The organism is Oryzibacter oryziterrae (assembly GCF_021864535.1).
Taxonomy (GTDB): domain Bacteria; phylum Pseudomonadota; class Alphaproteobacteria; order Rhizobiales; family Pleomorphomonadaceae; genus Pleomorphomonas; species Pleomorphomonas oryziterrae.
This window is the reverse complement of sequence record NZ_JAKJIC010000018.1, coordinates 1-18,850: the sequence shown is the minus strand read 5'-3', so window position 1 is coordinate 18,850 and position 18,850 is coordinate 1. Positions and strand designations below refer to the sequence as shown.

The window sequence follows — 18,850 nt, the reverse complement described above, 5'->3', positions numbered from 1 at the left end:
ATCAACCTTTCACGGCGCCGGCGGCAATACCGCGGACGAACCAGCGGCCCGAGACGAAATAGACAGTAAGGGGAACGGCGGCGGTCAGGATGGTGGCCGCCATGTCGATGTTGTAATGCCGCTCGCCCTGGGTGGTGTTGACGATGTTGTTGAGCAGAACGGTCATGGGCCAGTTGTTCTGTCCCGCAAAGACGGTGCCGAAGAGAAAGTCGTTCCAGATACCGGTCACCTGCAGGATCACCGCCACGATCACCACCGGGGTTGCGAGCGGCAGCATCACCGACAGGAAGATGCGCCAGAAACCGGCGCCGTCCACGCGGGCGGCCTTGAACAGCTCGATCGGGACCGAGGAGAAGTAGTTGCGGAACAGCAGCGTCATCACGGGCAGGCCGAAGATCGTGTGCACCGTGATGATGTTGAACATGGTGCCATAGGCCCCGGCCCAGGCGTAGATGCGCACCAGCGGATAGATGAACAGCTGATAGGGCAGGAAGGCACCGAGCAGCAGCAGACCGAACAGGAAGTTCGAACCCTTCATCTTCCAGAAGCTGAGGCAGTAGCCGAACAGCGCACCGGCGAAGATGGACACCATGACGCTGGGGATGGTGATCTTGATGGAATTGTAGAAGCCCGAATGAATGCCTTCACAGGCCAGGCCGGTACAGGCGCTGGACCAGGCGTCGATCCACGGCTGGATGGTGGGGCTGTCGGGCCACTTGAAGATATAGCCGAGGCGCACCTCCTCCATGGGCTTCAACGACGTGATGATCATCACGTACAGAGGCGCCAGGAAGAACAGGCAGGACATGGCGACGAAGCCATAGAGGCCGACACGGGCGGGGGTGAGGCGCTTCGGCTTCGGCCCGCGGGGCGAGGACTGGGCGGTGAGTGCAGACATCAGTGGCCCCTCTTCTCTTCGCGGAAATACTCGTAATAGAACCAGGGCACGAAGAAGACCGAGACGACGACCAGCACCACGGTGCAGGCTGCCGCGCCGAGGCCGACGTTCTGGCGGGTGAAGAAGAAGTTCATGATGAACAGGGCAGGGGTGAAGGACGAGGAGCCCGGGCCGCCGCCGGTGAGCGCCACCACGATGTCATAGGCCTTGACCGCGCCGAGGGACATCAGCACCACGGCGGTGACGATGGTCGGGCGCATCATCGGGATGACGATGGAGATGTAGACGCGCCAGTCGGGGATGCCGTCGATCTTGGCGGCCTTCCAGATCTCCTGGTCGATGGACCTGAGGCCCGCGAGCATGATGGCCATGACCAGGCCCGATCCCTGCCAGACGCCGCCGATGATGATCGAGTAGATCGCCATGGACGGATCCTGGGTCCAGGTAAAGGAGAAGCTCTCCCAGCCGAGGTCGTGCATGGCCTTCTGCAGGCCGAGCTGCGGATTGAGCAGCCACTGCCAGATGAGGCCCGTGACGATGAACGACATCGCATAGGGGTAGAGGATGATGGTGCGGATCGTGTCTTCAGCCCGGATCTTCTGATCGAGCGCCACGGCCAGCAGGAAGCCGACGGTGAGGCTGATCAGGATCAGCAGGATGCTGAAGGCCCAGATATTTTGGGAAGCCGTGATCCAGAGGTCGGTGGTGAACAGGCGTTGGTATTGCTTGAGGCCCACGAACTCGAGCTTTGGCAGCGTCTTCGAGTTGGTGAACGACATCAGGATCGTGAAGAGCATTGTTCCGAGGTACGCCACAAGAATGAGTACCCAAAACGGAGCAATGGCGAGGACCGGAGCAAGATTGCGCCGTCGCTTGTTGGCCATGACCGCCTCCCAGGTTGCGGTGGCCGACGCGGTGGCGCCGACACCCGACCTAATCTGTCAAATCGAAGGACCAGACGCAGCTCGTCGAAGCAATGCGACGAGGCGTGTTTTCATCGGCTGGCCCGTACCGGAGTGCCCGAAAACGCCCTGATCTGCGTCAGGGGCGGTTCGTGCATTCGCTCCATCCTGGCTGCAGCTAAAAGCAACTGGCAGCAGGGTAAAAAAAGGGCGGCCGCAGCTTGAGACCGCGCCCGCCCCGTTGTCTTCACAGACCGATTACATGTCGGTCATCAGCGCCGGGACGAACTTCTCGACGAAGGTATCGACCGTGGCGTTCGGGTCGGTCCACTGCGAGGCCAGCACGTCGCGCATGGCGTTCACGGCATCCGGGGTGTTGGTCGCATCAGCACCGGCAACCTGGGTCGCGGGGTTGGCGATCAGCTTGAGGGCTTCCTGGCCGCACGGGTCAACCTTGGAGGTGTCGACGTCCTGGCGAACCGGGGCCGAACCCTTCTTGAGGTTGAAGGCAACCTGGGTTTCCTTGCTGAACATGGTGTTCATCAGGAGATCCTGGGCCTTGGTGGTGTCGGCGTTCTTCGAGACGGGGAACACGAAGATGTCGCCGCCGAAGATGTAGCCCTTCTTGTCGGAGAAGGTGGTCTTGCAGTAGTAGTCCGTGCCTTCGGTCTTGCCGGCGGAAACGAACTCGCCCTTGGCCCAGTCGCCCATGAACTGAACACCGGCGGTGCCATTGATCACCATGGCGCTGGCGTCGTTCCAGTTGCGGTTGGCCGAACCGGCGTCGATGTAGTTCTTGACCTTGAGGAAGGCGGCGATGGCCTGCTTGAAGGCATCCGACTTCACAGCTTCTTCGCTGTGATCGCCATAGACGGCCTTGAAGGTGTCATTGCCGGCGATCGACAGAACCATGAACTGGAACATCATGTCGAGCTGCCAGGCCTGACCCGAAGCGGCGACCGGGGTGATACCGGCGGCCTTGAGCTTGTCGAGGGCGACCCAGACTTCATCCCAGTTGGTCGGCATGGTGGCGCCGGCCTTCTCGAGGGCGGCCTTCGACCACCACGACCAGTTCGAACCATGGATGTTCACGGGAACGGCCATCACGTGGCCATCGCGCTGGATCTGGCCCCAGGTGATCGGGGGCGTCGCAGCTTCCCAGCCGCCAGCCTTGGCAGCGTCGTCGAGGTTGCGCAGGAAGCCGTTCGAGACGAGTTCGTCGAACTGCTTGCCGTAGTTGAACTGCATGGCGCACGGCGGATCGCCGGCCATGATGCGGGGGATACCAACGGCGCGGGCATTGTCGCCGCCGCCGCCAGCGATGGCGGTGTCAATCCACTCGCCACCAGCGGCATTGAAAGCCTTGGCGAATTCGGCAACGGCGGCGGCTTCGCCACCGGAGGTCCACCAGTGGATGACGTCGCACTTCTCGCCGGCCATGGCCGACCCGGAGACAGCAAAGAGAGCAGCGCCGCCGAGCAGCGCGCCAAGAAGCTTCTTCATATTGGCTCCTCCCAAGAGCGTAATGACACCGCAATCCCCTGCGGCATCTCAAAAAGAAAACGGCTCAATGCCATGCGTGACATGTGGTTGGTCTCGTCCTCCTGTGCGCCGGAGAATTTCTCCCTTCTCCCGACACAAGTTCAACCAGGTGAGCCCAGATGACGAATGATGAACCGCGTCAACGCGCGAAGCGATTGCGATACGTCCATCCCGTCGCCAACCTGACAGGTTCGCCTGATTGTTTTGACCGATCGTGCCACGCTGCATTCACGAAGGCAGGTCCCATCCCGCATTCGCTCTCCCTCAGGCAGATATCTCGATATAGCATAGCTGCCCTGCGGAATGATCAAATGCTATAGCCGGTTTTTTCGGCTGGCAAGGCTTTTTTTGAAGGGTCGAAAAAATTAAATCTCCAAACATATCCATAGCTTGTTATTGCGGTGCAATAACGGTTGTCCTGCACTGTAATTTTCCTGAAGTTTTGGGTTTACTGCTTCGAGTGGCGCAAAATTGCATGGAAAGCCCGAAAGAGCCCGTAGTTTCAATGGGATTCAATCATCTCATTTCGTGCACCAAAGGACTGTGTACAGAGGCAATCGATTTTGCGTCGCAAATTCAAAATGCGTTCGATTCATCATTTAACGATAAGTAAAATAAAACGATTTTATCACGGTTGCGTGAGCCCTGAGGCCGAAGCGGGAAGCCCGGAACAAAGCGGAAGAAAATCGCGCATTCATCGAAAAATGCATTTTGTTAAATTTGTAGGCAGCGAGGCTGGCGGCCCCGTGCGGTGCGCCCCGGGTCGGCCTGTTGCACGATCGTGCCCCTTGTATCCGGCCGTGGCCAAGCGCCAGCCGGCCTCGCATTCAGGCTTCGAGTGCGGCGCGCCCAGCGTCCGATCCGGTCAGAACCTGTACTCCCGCCCCGCGGCGAAGGTGGCAGCCACGTTGCGGTCGGTCCCCAAGGTCATGAGGATGAAGAGTTCTTCCTCGAGATCCCCGGAAACGGCGTCCATCCGGTGGGCCATGGCTGGAGTTGCGGTTGGGTCGAGGACCACGAGATCGGCAAGCGCGCCGGCTTCGATTCGCCCGACGTCTGCTTCGCCGATCGCCTCGGCATTGGCCCGCGTCATCCAGTCGAAGGCTTCGAGCGCGGAAAGCGTCTGGCCGCGCAGCTGCATCACCTTGTAGGCCTCCGCCGCCGTGACCAGCATGGAATAGGAGGTGCCGCCGCCCACATCGGTGGCAAGCGCCGTGCGGACCGGAGTGGCGCCGCGCTCCAGCCCTTGCGCGTCGAACAGACCCGAGCCGATGAACAGGTTGGAGGTCGGGCAGAAGACCGCGACGGCTCCACTTTCGGACATGCGGGCGATTTCGTCGGCAGTCAGGTGGATGCAGTGCCCGAGCAGCGTCCTGGGGCCGATGAGGCCATAGTGGTCATAGACGTCGAGATAGCCGGCCCGCTCGGGGAAGAGTTCGCGTACGAAGGCGATTTCCTTGAGGTTCTCCGACATGTGCGTCTGCAGCAGGCAGTCCGGATTCTCGCGCATCAGGGCGCCGACGGCTTCGAGCTGTTCCGGCGTTGAGGTGATGGCAAAGCGCGGCGTGATGACGACGCGCTGTCGACCCTGGCGGTGCCAGGCCTTGATCAACGCGGTGGTGTCGTCATAGGCCGATTGCGCGCTGTCGCGCAGGGCCGGCGGCGCATTGCGATCCATGCAGGTCTTGCCGGCCAGCATCATGGTGCCGCGCGCGGCGCTCTCGGCGAACAACGCCTCTGCCGCCGATTTGTGCACCGACCCGTAGACGACGGCGGAGGTGGTGCCGTTGCGCAGAAGCTCGTCGAGGAAGAAGCGGGCGCCGGCCGCCGCATGGGCTGGGTCGGCATAGCGCTGCTCGGCGGGGAAGGTGTATTTCTCGAGCCACTCCAGCAGCTGCGTGCCGTAGGAGGCAATCACCTGCGTTTGCGGGAAATGGATATGCGTGTCGATGAAGCCGGGCAGGATCAGCTTGCCCGAGAAATTGCGCAGCACCGAGCCGTCCGTGCGGAACTGATCGATGTCAGCGGCGTCGGCAACGGCAGTGATGCGCCCCTCGTCCACGACGATCAGGCCGTTCGGGATATAGGTGTAGCTCTCCCTGTCGCCGGCGCCCCTGGGGCGGCGAACGAAGGACAGGACACGGCCGAGCAGCAGGAGACGGGACTTGGTCATGGACACCTTGGCGCGAAAGGAGAGGGCAGTGGCGCGGTGGCAGACCTGATCCACGCCGGGCTTTTATCAAGCAAGGAAGATGCCGCGCATCCGCCATCCGGTCCGTTGACGAGCGATTGCCTGGCCGTCGCAGCCTCCAGGAAGAGACCGCAGCTTTATGGCATTGCCCGTATGGGCTTTCAACAATTCTGAGACAGTCTGTCGCTGGCGTCGGCAATGGCGGACGTGGCGGTCCAGCATGGAGGCCGGAAAAGCGGGGGAAATCTTCCGTTCAAAGAAAATCGAAAAGCAATTTGTAGAAATAATATGGACCGCTCGCCTTCTCGGAAAATCCGCACTATGGCAGGGTCCGGGCACGTGAAAGGCGCCTGGCCGGCAGAGACCGGCAGGGATGGCGCCGCAGGGGGGATTAGACCATCATGCTGAGTGACATCGAGATTGCCCGCGCATCCAAGCTGAAGCCGATCGCCGAGATCGCCGCCAAGCTCGGGATACCCGCCGACCATCTCGTTCCCCACGGCAAGCATATCGCCAAGATCGAGCATGATTTCATCCGCTCGGTGAAGGACCGCCCGCGCGGCAAGCTGGTGCTGGTGACCGCCATCACGCCGACGCCCGCCGGCGAGGGCAAGACCACCACGACGGTGGGTCTCGGCGACGCGCTCAATCGCATCGGCCGCAAGGCCGCCATCTGCCTGCGCGAGCCGTCGCTCGGCCCCTGCTTCGGCGTCAAGGGCGGCGCGGCCGGCGGCGGCTACAGCCAGGTGGTGCCGATGGAGGAGATCAACCTCCATTTCACCGGCGACTTTCATGCGATCACCTCGGCCCATAACCTCCTGTCGGCCATGATCGACAATCACATCTACTGGGGCAACGAGCCCAAGCTGGATGGTCGGCGCATGACCTGGCGGCGCGTGCTCGACATGAATGACCGCATGCTGCGCAACCAGATCAACGGCCTCGGCGGCAATGGCAACGGCTTTCCCAAGGAAGACGGTTTCGACATCACCGTCGCCTCGGAAGTGATGGCGGTGTTCTGCCTGGCCAAGGATTTGCACGACCTTGAGGCGCGCCTGTCGCGCATCGTCATCGGCGAGACCGAGAAGAAGGAGTTTATCACCGCCGAGGCGGTCGCGGCGCCCGGTGCCATGGCGGTGCTTCTGAAGGACGCGCTGCAGCCCAATCTGGTGCAGACGCTGGAGGGCAGCCCGGCCTTCGTCCACGGCGGCCCGTTTGCCAACATAGCCCACGGCTGCAACTCGGTGATCGCCACCGAGACCGCGCTGCATCTCGCCGACATCGTGGTGACGGAAGCCGGCTTCGGTGCCGACCTCGGCGCGGAAAAGTTCATGGACATCAAGTGCCGCAAGACCGGCCTTGCGCCCGACGCCGTCGCCATCGTCGCCACCATCCGTGCGCTGAAGATGCACGGTGGCGTCGCCAAGGAAGATCTCGGCAAGGAGAATGTCGCGGCGCTGAAAGCGGGCTTTGCCAATCTGCAGCGGCATATCGAGAATGTGAGCAAGTTCGGCGTCGAGGCTGTCGTCGGCATCAACCGCTTCGGTTCGGACACCGACGCGGAGATCGATATGCTCCTGACGCTCTGCAACGACATCGGCGTCGAAGCCGTGCTCTGCACCCATTTTGCCGAGGGCGGCAAGGGCGCCGAAGGGCTGGCCCGCAAGATCGCCGGCATTCTCGATCGGCCGCGCCGCACGCCGTTCAAGGTGCTCTATCCCGACGACATGCCGCTGCACCAGAAGGTGGAGACCATTGCCCGCGAGATCTACCGCGCCGGCGGCGTCGAATTCGACGCCAAGGTGCACAAGCGCCTGAGCGACTTCGAGGCCAAGGGCTTCGGTCATCTGCCGATCTGCGTGGCCAAGACGCAGTCGTCCTTCTCGGCCGATCCCAACAAGAAGGGCGCGCCTTCAGGGCATATCCTGCCGGTGCGCGAAGCGCGCCTGTCGGCCGGCGCCGAGTTCATCGTGGTCATCTGCGGGGACATCATGACCATGCCGGGGCTGCCGAAGGTTCCTGCCGCAAACCACATTCGCCTTGATGCCGACGGACAGATTGTCGGTCTGTCCTGACGGATGGCCGGCAATGGATCGCGTCTGGCGATGACCAGATGCGATCCTCCCCAGACAAGCTTCCGCTGACTTTGGCGTGCGTTCAACGGCAGGCCATCTTGCCATTGCGCAGTATTGGAAAGCACACGGTCTTGTGATGACCCTAGTGGCGCTTTTTACTGGAGCTGAGCCAAATCTCGTCCTAATCCAAGAGGGATAAGCCCTTCGCCGCATGACATTTGCCGAAAGACGTGCCTGCGGCGCGCTATTGCCCATGGTGTCGGAGCCGCCCCCACTGCGGCCTGACCGGGCTATCGTGGTCGTGGCGCGTTGCTGCAGCGATGTCAGGACATGGGGCATCTAGACGAGGTTGCCATGAAGACTGAATCCCAACCCCGAGCGCATTCCTCATCAGGTCTTGATTGCCCGCCTGAGATCCTGGAGGGGCTGGAAGCGGTGCAGCGCGGCCTGAAGGCGGTCTCGGGAAAATGGAAGGGCGAAATTCTGTGCCTTCTGCTCGACGGCCCCCGCCGGTTCAACGAGCTGAAGCGTGGCATTCCACGCATCACCCAGCATATGCTCGCCGCGCAGCTCAAGGAGCTCGAAAAGAGCGGCCTGATCGTGCGCCACGCCTTTGACGAGATGCCTCCGCGAGTCGAATACGAGATGTCGAACGCGGGGCATGCTTTCCGGCCGGTGGCGGCGGCGTTGCACGAGTGGGCTGTCGCCCATTTGCCCAGCTAGAGGCCCGCCGATCATGTCGACCCGACATGATCGCAAAGCGCTCAAAGCAAAAGGCGCCGGTCTGCGGCGCCTTCCATGGAATGCATGTTCAAGCCTCAGCGGCGGTCGGCAAATCACATGAACTTGAACCGCGCATGACGCGGATCGTTGCTTTCATGGATGTGAATTGGCGGGCTGACATATTTGAGACCAAGCTCATTGTCACGCCGCCACATGACCTCAACCTTCTGCAGACTGTTTTCAGCGGGATCATAGAGCTGAAATTCGCCAGGAATTTCAGCCGCATGGTCACAACGAATACGCAAGCCTGTTGTGCTTGCATCACGGATGATGCAATCTACAGTGTATCGGTAGTCGCCGTAAACGATCTTCGCTGATCGCAACGTACGACGCCTGACGCCGGATCTGCGTTCTTCCATGGCCTCTACCCTGATCTTTTCATTGGCCAGAACTATGGCAGTGGCGGGTTAAAATTCCATCTCTGCTATGCGATAGTTACAGTAATGTAGATGTTTGTTGCAGTGCGACCGGGGGATGGATCGAGCCGATGGCAGCGTGGGGTGGCAGCGACGTTCGTGTCAGACAATGCGGATATCAGGGGAAAAGTGGATTGCGTCGAGTGAGTGGCCTCGTGGCATGCGGTTGCCTGATATGAAGACCTTTGTGTTACGCAGTGTCCTCAATGGCTTGCGGTGGTCAGGCGCTGCCGGTCTTTTTGCGCGTTGCTGCCGATGGGACGGCGTGGTGTTCATGCTGCATCGTGTCCGCCCGCGCTCCGATGCGCCTTTCCAGCCGAACGGTCACCTGGAAGTGACCCCTGAGTTTCTCGACGCCGTGCTGACCCACCTGAAAGAGCAGCGCATCGAGGTGATCTCACTTTCCGACGCTGCCGCACGCATGCGCGGGGAGGGCAGTGGCTCCGGGCGTTTTGCCGTGCTGACCTTTGATGACGGCTACCGCGACAACCTCGATCATGCCCTGCCGATCCTGCAGAAGCATCGGGCGCCGGCGACGGTCTACGTCTGCTCTGGCATGATCGATGGAACGGCAAATTGCTGGTGGCTGCTGCTTGAGCGCGCCATAGCCGAGAACAAGGCCGTTGACCTGGACATTCTCGGTCACCGCTACACCTGTGACTGTGCCGACGAGCGGAGCAAGAACAGGGCCTTTTCGCGCCTGCTTCTTGCACTCCGCTCAGCCCCCGTGGATGAGCAACGCCGCGTGTCCGCCGAACTTTGCCAGCGCTACGGGCTTGATATGGCGCTGATGTTGAAGGCGGAAATGCTCGACTGGCAAGGCGTCCGCGACCTTGCCACCTCGGGTCTGGTGACGGTGTCGGGGCATTCGCGCACACACGCGTCCCTTGCCGGTCTGTCGGCATCGCTTTGCCGCGAGGAAATCGTCGGCGGATGCGCCGACATCGAACAGCAGACCGGCCAGAGAGTGGTAGATTTTGCCTATCCCTTTGGCCGAAATCGCAATTTTGGTCGCCGTGAAATGGCCTTCGTAAGGCAGGCCGGCCTGCAGACGGCGGTGTCATCCAAGCCGGGATTCATGCGATCCGGCGAAACCGATCTCCTGGCGATCCCCAGGATATCGCTCAATGGCCACTATCAGTCGATCGCCTATGTGGACGTGCTGCTGTCGGGGCTGCCGGCCGCCTGCGCGCGCCTGACCTTCGCCTCGCTGCGATAAGGTTGGCGTCACCGCGGCGAGAAACGGCCGGGTTCAGGTGATCCGCCGGGGATCGCCCTTGAAGCTGTCGGCCGCCGAACGTCCGCCCTGGAAGGTGTTCTCGATCTGGTTGGCCGAGCGTTGACCGCGCAGGCGCGGCGCAAAGAGGTCCGAACGGTCCTGCGGGCGGTAGCCCAGGCGGCGGGCGTTGGAGTTGTCCCACCAGCGGTCGGCATTGGCGGAGACGCCGTAGACGATCTCGAAATGGTATTCCGTCTCGATCGCCATGCGCATCAGGCGCTGGAAGTCCGAAGGGGAAATCCACGTCGACAGCATGCGTTCGTCGATGGGTTCCGGACGGCAGGCGCCCATGCGGATGCACATGGCTTCCAGGCCAAACTTGTTGGCATAGAGCGACGCAATCGATTCATTGAGCGCGCCCACAACACCGGAGGGGCCGTCCGGCCGGGGCATGGTCAAATGATCGAGCACGCTGGCGCGACGATAGAAGCCGGTGATGCTGTCCGACGACAGGGCAATCACGCGCTTGACGCCGGCAATCCGCGCGGCTTCCCAAAGATGGGCAACGCCGGAGGAGAAAGTCGCAAGCTCGCCCCCGTTCCAGCGACCGACGTCCAGCTTCGTGAAGTCGACAACGATGTCGCATCCGCGGCAAGCCGAGACGAGCAGGCTCTGGTCCCCAAGGTCGCCGCACATCACCTCTTCACCGGGGTAGGTCGCGTCCGGGGCGACGCTGTCGAGTATGCGAACAGTGTAAAGCCCCTCGGCCAGAACGGCCCGAAGAAGGTGACCCAGATACATACTGCCGCCGACGATGAGTATGTTTTTCGAAACAGCCATGGGGCTTGTCCTGCCTGGAAGCCGGCCAATCAGCGTCAGACGATTTGATTGGCGGCCAAACCTGTACTTGGAGTCTAGCTTTGCAAAAGCCCCATGACAGGGCTCCGGATACTCAGCATGTGAGCGATAATACAGCAAGTTTAGAGAAATTTAATAGATGTCAGATTTCGCAATTCACACTCATATTTTCCCCCGATCCCGTCCGCAAAAATAACTTGACTATTAATCTCATGAATTTTAGATAGCGAAAAGGTCGCGGGCCTTGCTCTGTCGATGTCAAAATTAGTTCGCAATATCAAGCGGATAGTCGTTCGCTTGCGGTGTGTCCTGCGCGCTGTGGCGGCATTGCCTTTCGTGCCGCGCCCCCTTTGGCCGGGCATGTCAGGGAGCTTTGAGGCGTCGATATTGGTCGTATCCGGGGCAATCTAAAGGAACCTGTCTTCAGTTTAAGGTCCCGGAGATTGTCGCGAAGGCGGGAAAATAGAGAAATATTCCCAAAAATATACCTATTGCCGAAGGTGTCATCAATCTTGTGTCGGTCATGGTTAATATAGGCAAGATAATGTCCAGGAAGGATGCGGAAATGATTATAAGAAACATGGTGGCTCTGTTGGTCGCTTCGGTTTCCCTCGGGGCACTCGCCGCGATGCCGGCGCAGGCCGCCACGGACGAGAAGGCGGTCGTTCGCAACTACGTGACGATCGGTGAGGCCGTCTATTCGGATGCGCTGGCTGGGGCTGTCGAGTTGCAGACGGCGGTGAATGCGCTGATCGCCAACCCCTCCGATACAACCCTGGCCGCCGCAAAGGCCGCCTGGATCAAGGCGCGGCCACCCTACATGCGCTCGGAAGTTTTCCGTTTCGGCAACCCGATCGTCGACGATTGGGAGGGACGCGTGAACTCCTGGCCGCTCGATGAAGGCCTGATCGACTATGTCGACCCGAGCTATGGCACGTCGTCGGATGCCAACGCCTATTACACGCTCAACATCATCGCCAATCCGCATATCAAGATCGGCGGCAAGGATGTGGACGCCACCAACATCACGCCCGATCTCCTGCACGGCACGCTGCAGAACCTCGGGGACGTCGAGACCAATGTGGCGACCGGCTATCATGCCATCGAGTTCCTGCTCTGGGGGCAGGACCTCAACGGCACCGGCCCGGGTGCCGGCAAGCGACCCTATACCGATTATGACACCAAGGCCTGCACCGGGGGCAATTGCGACCGCCGCGCCGCCTATCTCAAGGCCGCCACCGATCTCCTCGTCTCCGATCTCAAGGAAATGGTCGGCGACTGGGCCGACAGCGGTCCCGCTGCCAAGCGCCTGCTGGACGCCGATCCCAAGGAAGGCCTTGCTGCCTTGTTGACCGGCATGGGCTCGCTCTCCTATGGCGAACTGGCCGGCGAGCGCACCAAGCTCGGCCTGCTGCTGCACGATCCGGAGGAAGAGCACGACTGCTTCTCCGACAACACCTTCAACTCGCACTATAATGACGTGGTGGGCATCCACGACATCTTCTACGGCACCTACACCCGCCTCGACGGCAGCGTGATCAAGGGACCGTCGGTCGACGACCTCCTCAAGGAGAAGGATCCGGCGGTCGAAAAGGAAGTGGCGGCCAAGCTCGAAGCCTCGCTCGCGGCGGCGAGCGCCCTGAAGAAGCGCGGCGAAACGGTCGAAGCTTTCGATCAGATGATCGCCGAGGGCAACACCGAAGGCAACGCCGTGGTCGATAACCTCGTGAAGACGCTGGTGGATCAGGTGCCGTCGATCGAGCGGGCCGTGACGGCCCTTGGCCTCGGTTCGATTGCCTTCGAGGGCTCCGACAGCCTCGACAACCCGAGCGCGGTGGCCAAGTAAGTGGCGCGAAAGCGGCCTCATTGGCTTGTCATCAACGCGGTGGCGCCAGCCTTGGCGCCGCCGCTTCTGGCCTTTCTCCTGATGACCGGCGCCGCCTCCGCCGACGACCGGCTGGCGCGGCAAGCCTTCCAATCGCCCCTGCCGGGTCTGTCCCTGGACGACGGCCTCACCTTCAAGGTGGGTAACGGAGTCTTCAAGAAGTTCTGGGCGCCGTCGCCCACCTCGACGCTGGCCTCCGACGGTCTCGGACCCTTCTTCAACGCAAGGTCTTGCCACAGCTGCCATATTCGCGACGGCCGCGGCGACGCCCCGGATGCGACGTCGACCGGCAACATCCTGTTCAAGCTGTTTGTCCCCGATGGGCACGGCGGCTACGGCCCTGACCCCGTTTATGGCTCGCAGATGCAGGACCAGGCCGTCACCGGTCTCGCCGGTGAGGCGCGGGCGACCGTGGCCTGGCGATCGCGCGACATGCACCTTGCCGACGGCACGACGGTGACGTTGCGCGTGCCGGATTACAGTCTCACCGGGTTTGCCTTCGGCGCGCCGGCAAAAGGCCTTGAACTGTCGCCGCGGATCGCGCCGCCCCTGATCGGCGACGGTCTTCTGGAAGCCATTCCCGAGGCGGACATCCGGGCTTTGGCCGATCCCGACGACCGGAACGGTGACGGCATTTCCGGCCGCGTCAGCGAGGTTGCCGGGGCGGATGGGAAGGCCAGTCTCGGCCGTTTCGGCTGGAAGGCAAGCGAGCCGACGGTGGAAAGCCAGATCGGCGCGGCCTTCTTCGGCGACATGGGCCTGTCCACACATCTGAAGCCCGATCCTCAAGGCGATTGCACGGCGGCCGAAGGGAATTGTCGCGCCTTTCCGAACGGCGTGCAGGCGAGCCTCGGCCCCTACGAGGTGCCCGACAAGATGCTGGATCTCGTGACCTACTACGTCCGTCATCTGGCGGTGCCCAAGGCGGCAAGCCAGGCGGAGGCCGCGGGTGTCGAGGGGAAAAAGCTCTTTGCCTCAATGGGCTGTGCCGCCTGCCATCATCCCGACTTCACCACGGCGGCGACTGCGCCGGCCCCCATCGGCAACCGGGCCATCCGTCCCTACAGCGACCTCCTGCTGCACGACCTCGGACCGGACCTTGCCAGCGGAGGCCCGGCAGGGCAGGAATGGCGGACGGCGCCGCTCTGGGGCATCGGCTATACCGAGGCGGTCAATCCGAAAGCCGGCTATCTGCATGACGGGCGCGCCCGGAGCCCGGAGGAGGCGATCCTCTGGCATGGCGGCGAGGCCGAACTGTCACGCAAGGCCTATATGAATGCGTCGAAAGAGGAGCGGGATGCGCTTCTCAACTTCCTGAAATCACTGTGAAAGAGGCTGACATGCTGAAATCGGTTCTCCCTGTCGCAGAGGTGCGCCGCCGTCTTCTGGGCCTCATCGCCGGCGGTCTGACAAGCCTCGCGCTGATCGGTCCCGGTGCCGCGGAGGATATGGTGATCCAGGCCAAGGTCCTGACCGAAGCCGATTATGCCAAGCTGGCCGCCTCGGTCATCGACGGGCAGGTGCGCCCCTCCTATGAGGGTTTCGAGATGCAGTCCGAGCTGCTGGCGGCCAACCTCGGCCGCTTCTGCGCCGCTCCGACCGATGCCGGCCTTACCGACGTCAAGCGCGCCTTCGAGGGGACGCTGCGCGGCTTCTTCAGCCTTCTGCCGGTGAAGATCGGCCCACTGATGGAAGAGCACCGCCTGGAACGCCTGAGCTTCTGGCCGGACCCGCGCGGGTTGGGATTGAAGCCGGTCAACCAGATTCTCGCCAAATCGGACCCGACGGCGCTTGATCCTGCAACCTTGCCGCAGAAATCGGTTGGTGCGCAGGGGCTGACGGCTCTCGAATTCGTCCTCTATGGCGATGGCGCTGCAACCTTGCTCGACAAGGCAAACCCGCAAGGCGCCTTCCGTTGCAGCTACGGTAAGGCCATTTCGGTGAACGTGCATAACATGGCCGCGGAAATGGCGGCGGCCTGGGCACCCGACGGCGCCGCCACCAGGCTTGTTGCAACCCCGTCCGCTCAGAACCCGCAGTTCCAGACCCACAAGGAAGTGGTGGGCAAGCTGCTCAACACCCTGACCTCGGGCCTCGAGAGCGTGGTGGAAGACATGATCACCACGCCCTTCGGCAAGACCGAGGACGTGAAGAAGCCGCGCCTGGCACCCTATTGGCGCTCGGGCATGAGCCTGTCGGTGACCGAGGCAACGCTGGACGCCAGCCTGCGCATTCTCGAAGTGGCCTCGCTCGAAACCTATATCCCTAAGAACGAGACGTGGATTGCCAACTCGATCCAGTTCGAATTGCGCAACACGTCCAAGACCTTGAACAAGATCACCGACTCCATGCCGGCGGCCGCCGACAATCCGCAGGACCGCAAGGTGGTGGAATACGTGCGCGTGGCGCTGCACAATCTCAAGAAGTCGATCGGCCGTGACCTGACCGCCTCGCTCGGTGTCGAAGCCGGCTTCAACGCCAATGACGGAGACTGACATGACGGGCTCCTTCGCGCCCTCACGCCGGGCCTTCCTGTCGCTGGCCGGCGGGGGCTGGCTTGCGGCAACGCTCGGCACGCCGGTCGTCTATGCCTCTGAGACCACAGGAGAAACCCTGTTTGCCTCCTGCGCGAAGCTCAAGGATGACAGCTTTGCCGTGGCGCTGGTGGCGCTCGACGGCACCGTGCGGGCCCTGCATCCGCTGCCGGACCGGGGCCATGACGTGGCCTTCGACCCGGTGGCGGGTCTCTGCGTCGCCTTCGCCCGCCGGCCCGGTACCTTCGCGGTGATCTTCGACGTGGCGGGACAGCGCGAGCCGCAGGTGATCACCAGCCCCAAGGGGCGGCATTTCTACGGCCACGGCGTGTTCACCGCCGACGGCAGCCGCCTCTACGCCACCGAAAACGACTATGACCGCGGCGTCGGTGTCATCGGAATTTACGATGTGCGCCAAGGCTTTAAGCGGATCGGTGAGTTCGATACCGGCGGGGTGGGCAGCCACGAGTTGATCTGGATGGCCGACGGCCGGACGCTGGCGATCGCCAATGGCGGGCTCGACACCACGGCCGATTTCGGGCGCACCAATCTCAATGTGGCCGACATGAAGGCGAGCCTGACCTTCGTCGACCCGGACGCGCAGAAGGTGATCGACACGCAAGTGCTTGATCGGCAATGGAATGCGCTGTCGATCCGCCATCTGGCGCTCGATCGTACCGGCGCGGTCTGGTTCGGCTGCCAATATGAAGGCGACCCGTCCGACCTGCCGCCGCTGCTGGGCCGGACCCAGCCGGGCAGAACGGCGGAACTCATTGATATTCCAGAGGATATCATGGCGCTGCCGAAGAACTACATCGGCTCGGTCGCCGCCTCCGGCGATGGCGGGGCCGTGGTGTTCTCCTCGCCCAAGGGCGGCATCGCCTTCGCCTTCGAAGCCGGCAGCGCGCGCTTCCTCGGCGATGTCAGGCTGGACGATGTCTGTGGCATGGCGCCGCTCGAAGCCGGGCAGCTGCTGCTCTCGAACGGCGCCGGCACCCTGGCCCGGATGACTGCCGGCGCCACAACCAGGCTTAACCCCTGCGGGCGCGACGATCTCGCCTTCGACAATCATCTGGCGCGTCTAGAGCGCTTTCCGACCTGACGGAACCGTCAGGTCGACAAGAAATCGCTCCAGATTCAAGAGTTGAGCAGCCGCTTTTCGATCATGTTGTTTCAACATGATCGGCGGGTGCTATGGCCTGACTTAAATGTCACGCTTATGTCGCCTGCGGCCTCGACGAGGCAGGCGACAATGTCGCGGAAATGGAACTTGAGGGATTTGGGCGCAACGCCGGCGGACTTATCCCCGGCGGTCAGCTCAATTCGAGCCGCCAGGGCGGGTTCGGACCCGAACGCGAGCAGGTGACGCCGGCGCACTTCGTTCCAAAGGCGAGGGCGGCGGCCAGCTCGTCGGCACGGATGGCGGCGAGCGCATCGACGTCGATGCGGCCGGCCTCCTTCAGCGCCACCAGGAAGGAGCCCTGGAAGGTGTCGCCGGCACCGATGGTGTCGACCAGCTGGATCTTCGGCGCCGCCACTTCAAGCTTGCCGGCAGTCGCGTGCCAGGCGGTGACGCCGTCGCCGCCACGGGTGACGATCACCAGCTTGGCGCCGGCCTTGAGATAGGCGTCGGCCTTGGCGTCCCAGTTGTTGCCGCCGAACATGAAGTCGAAGTCCATGTCCGACATGCGGATGATGTCGGCACTGGCGGCGAACTCTTCCATGCGCCTGACATAGGCGACCTTGTCGTGGGTCAGCGACGGGCGGCAGTTGGGATCGAAGGAGAGCGTGGTCAGGCCTTTGCCGGCGCGGAACATCTTGAGATATTCCGACGACACCGGCTCGTTGATCAGCGTGGTGGAGCCCACATGCAGCGCATCGATGGCCGGGAAGGGGATCGACCCCTCCTGATAGGTCCAAAGCCGCGCCGCGGTGGTCTCGTCATAGAAGGCATAATGCGGCTCGTTGTTGACGAAGCGCACGAAGGCCAGCGTGGTCTCGGTGTCCGAGCGGGTGACATAGCGCAGCGACACGTTGGACGCCGCCATATGCTCGGCAATCATGGCGCCGAACATGTCGTTGGAGACGCCGCCGACAAAACCGGTGGGCGCGCCAAGCCGGCTCATGGCAACGGCAATGTTGAGGCAGGATCCGCCGACCGCCGGCACATAGCCGTCACGCCCATCGGTGCTCTTCACCGGAACGAAATCGATCAGCGCATCGCCACAAGCCAGAAGCATGATCCGGGCCTCCCCCGAGATGATTTGTAATTGGCCCCAGTGCTAGCGAATTCACGGGCGAAAGGCAATTAATTCATTGTGGATTAGGAATTGTGGGGAGGGAGAGGAGGAGAGGCGGCGACATCATTCACACCGCCCTGCATTTGGACCATATCTTTCCCATGCAGTCGACGCTCTATTATGCCGACTATCGCGCGCTGGTGCCCGGCCTCTATCTGTGCGGCTCAGGCGCCCACCCCGGCGGCGGCGTCACCGGCATCCCCGGCTGCAACGCCGCCCGCGAGATCCTCTCCGACATCACCGCCTTCCGACCGAGAAACCGGGACGGTGAGGAGGGATTCAATAGCCGTACCGCTGGCCATGCGGGAGCACTTCCCTCGCGACGATGCCACACGCCTTGAACGAAATTGAGCATGTCTCCCGAGCGTCCGATCCGCCGATTGAGAGGGTCCATGCCATTGCGGAGGAATGAAGACTCAAATCATTGTAAGATAACTATATATCCGGCCTTGCGGGGCGGGCTTCAAGACGATGTCGCGCTCGTCAGGCGCTCTACTGCAGCCAGAGCTCCCTACCTATTGGAATTTCTTTGACGCGAAAAACTTATATGTTGACGCGTAAAGAGAGTGAACATACTCGTTCTATAGGTAAGGCATGCGGTCATTCGAAGCGGCACGTAACGTGATGATCGATGGCCGCTTTGTCTTTTCCTGGATCAACGACAACGGAGACCTCAAGATGACTGTGCTCGATACCGCCACGACCGGCCGAATCATCAAGGGGACAAATGGTGTCGACGACCTCACCGGCACGGCTTTTAGCGACACGATCTATGGCTATGGGGGCAACGATTTTCTCTATAGCGGCACCGGCGGCAACGACACGTTTATCGGCGGGCCGGGGGCTGATTACATCTTCATCCAGAACCCGACCGGCAACCACACAGCCAGCTATGTGTCGGCACCGTCGGGTGTTGCGGCCAATCTGACGGTCGGCACCGGCACCAAGGGCGATGCGGCGGGGGATACACTTGGATTCATCTCCAACCTCGTCGGTTCCCCCTTCGGCGATACGCTGGTTGGCAATGGCAACAACAACAAGCTGTCCGGGCTCGGTGGCAACGATGCGCTGTCGGGCATGGCTGGCAACGATCTTCTGGAGCCTGGCGCCGGCAAGGACGTTGTCGATGGTGGTGACGGTGTTGACGTCGTGTCCTACGCGGGTATCTCCAAGGGCGTGACGATCAACCTTGCCGTGACTGATGGCTCTTCCAACGCCGGCGAGGCGTTTGGCAACACCATCCTCAA

Annotated in this window: 16 protein-coding genes; 9 read left to right on the top strand and 7 right to left on the bottom strand. The window is 62.0% G+C overall.

Features of this window, described 5'->3' with window-relative positions; all coding sequences use genetic code 11:
- Nucleotide 1: 1 nt before the first annotated feature.
- From L2I41_RS17100 to guaD, 4 genes are all read right to left on the bottom strand, one after another.
- A complete protein-coding gene (locus L2I41_RS17100; RefSeq protein WP_237154796.1) occupies nt 2-898 on the bottom strand; it encodes a carbohydrate ABC transporter permease in 897 nt (298 codons plus the stop codon).
- Nucleotides 898-1,782, bottom strand: a complete 885-nt coding sequence (locus tag L2I41_RS17095; RefSeq protein WP_237154795.1) for a carbohydrate ABC transporter permease — start codon at nt 1,780-1,782, stop codon at nt 898-900. The genes L2I41_RS17100 and L2I41_RS17095 overlap by 1 nt, the downstream gene beginning before the upstream one ends.
- Nucleotides 1,783-2,058: 276 nt before the next feature.
- A complete protein-coding gene (locus L2I41_RS17090) occupies nt 2,059-3,303 on the bottom strand; it encodes an ABC transporter substrate-binding protein (protein WP_237154794.1) in 1,245 nt (414 codons plus the stop codon).
- A 904-nt stretch (nt 3,304-4,207) separates the two neighbouring features.
- On the bottom strand, nt 4,208-5,515 hold the full coding sequence (gene guaD, locus L2I41_RS17085) for a guanine deaminase (protein ID WP_237154793.1): 1,308 nt from the start codon (nt 5,513-5,515) through the stop codon (nt 4,208-4,210).
- Between the two features lie 419 nt (nt 5,516-5,934).
- On the opposite strand from guaD, the gene L2I41_RS17080 reads away from it, so the two are divergent.
- Nucleotides 5,935-7,608 carry a formate--tetrahydrofolate ligase gene (locus L2I41_RS17080; protein ID WP_237154792.1) on the top strand — a complete coding sequence of 558 codons (1,674 nt, stop codon included), beginning with the start codon at nt 5,935-5,937 and terminating at the stop codon, nt 7,606-7,608.
- A 354-nt stretch (nt 7,609-7,962) separates the two neighbouring features.
- Nucleotides 7,963-8,331, top strand: a complete 369-nt coding sequence (locus tag L2I41_RS17075; protein ID WP_237154791.1) for a winged helix-turn-helix transcriptional regulator — start codon at nt 7,963-7,965, stop codon at nt 8,329-8,331.
- Nucleotides 8,332-8,444: 113 nt separating this feature from the next.
- On the opposite strand, the gene L2I41_RS17070 is transcribed toward L2I41_RS17075, so the two are convergent.
- Complete coding sequence (locus L2I41_RS17070; RefSeq protein WP_237154790.1) at nt 8,445-8,750, bottom strand: PilZ domain-containing protein; 306 nt, start codon at nt 8,748-8,750, stop codon at nt 8,445-8,447.
- Nucleotides 8,751-8,865: 115 nt separating this feature from the next.
- On the opposite strand from L2I41_RS17070, the gene L2I41_RS17065 reads away from it, so the two are divergent.
- On the top strand, nt 8,866-10,026 hold the full coding sequence (locus L2I41_RS17065) for a polysaccharide deacetylase family protein (protein WP_237154789.1): 1,161 nt from the start codon (nt 8,866-8,868) through the stop codon (nt 10,024-10,026).
- 33 nt (nt 10,027-10,059) lie between these two features.
- Here the strand turns inward: L2I41_RS17065 and L2I41_RS17060 are convergent, their stop codons facing one another.
- A complete protein-coding gene (locus L2I41_RS17060) occupies nt 10,060-10,866 on the bottom strand; it encodes an NAD-dependent epimerase/dehydratase family protein (RefSeq protein WP_237154788.1) in 807 nt (268 codons plus the stop codon).
- A gap of 583 nt (nt 10,867-11,449) precedes the next feature.
- On the opposite strand from L2I41_RS17060, the gene L2I41_RS17055 reads away from it, so the two are divergent.
- The 4 genes from L2I41_RS17055 to L2I41_RS17040 are packed head-to-tail and all read left to right on the top strand — an operon-like array spanning nt 11,450 to nt 16,405.
- A complete protein-coding gene (locus tag L2I41_RS17055; RefSeq protein WP_237154787.1) occupies nt 11,450-12,730 on the top strand; it encodes an imelysin family protein in 1,281 nt (426 codons plus the stop codon).
- Nucleotides 12,731-12,781: 51 nt separating this feature from the next.
- Complete coding sequence (locus L2I41_RS17050; protein ID WP_237154786.1) at nt 12,782-14,098, top strand: di-heme oxidoreductase family protein; 1,317 nt, start codon at nt 12,782-12,784, stop codon at nt 14,096-14,098.
- Nucleotides 14,099-14,109: 11 nt separating this feature from the next.
- Nucleotides 14,110-15,264 carry an imelysin family protein gene (locus L2I41_RS17045; RefSeq protein WP_237154785.1) on the top strand — a complete coding sequence of 385 codons (1,155 nt, stop codon included), beginning with the start codon at nt 14,110-14,112 and terminating at the stop codon, nt 15,262-15,264.
- A 1-nt stretch (nt 15,265) separates the two neighbouring features.
- Complete coding sequence (locus L2I41_RS17040) at nt 15,266-16,405, top strand: DUF1513 domain-containing protein (RefSeq protein ID WP_237154784.1); 1,140 nt, start codon at nt 15,266-15,268, stop codon at nt 16,403-16,405.
- A 211-nt stretch (nt 16,406-16,616) separates the two neighbouring features.
- Here the strand turns inward: L2I41_RS17040 and L2I41_RS17035 are convergent, their stop codons facing one another.
- Nucleotides 16,617-17,543: a carbohydrate kinase family protein gene (locus L2I41_RS17035; RefSeq protein ID WP_237154783.1), complete on the bottom strand. Its 927-nt coding sequence runs from the start codon at nt 17,541-17,543 to the stop codon at nt 16,617-16,619.
- 161 nt (nt 17,544-17,704) lie between these two features.
- Here L2I41_RS17035 and L2I41_RS21650 point away from each other — a divergent pair, with 161 nt between their 5' ends.
- Both L2I41_RS21650 and L2I41_RS17025 read left to right on the top strand, forming a co-directional pair.
- Nucleotides 17,705-17,944: a hypothetical protein gene (locus tag L2I41_RS21650; RefSeq protein ID WP_390634390.1), complete on the top strand. Its 240-nt coding sequence runs from the start codon at nt 17,705-17,707 to the stop codon at nt 17,942-17,944.
- Between the two features lie 337 nt (nt 17,945-18,281).
- Nucleotides 18,282-18,850: calcium-binding protein (locus L2I41_RS17025; protein ID WP_390634388.1), on the top strand; the 569-nt coding region annotated here is incomplete at its 3' end.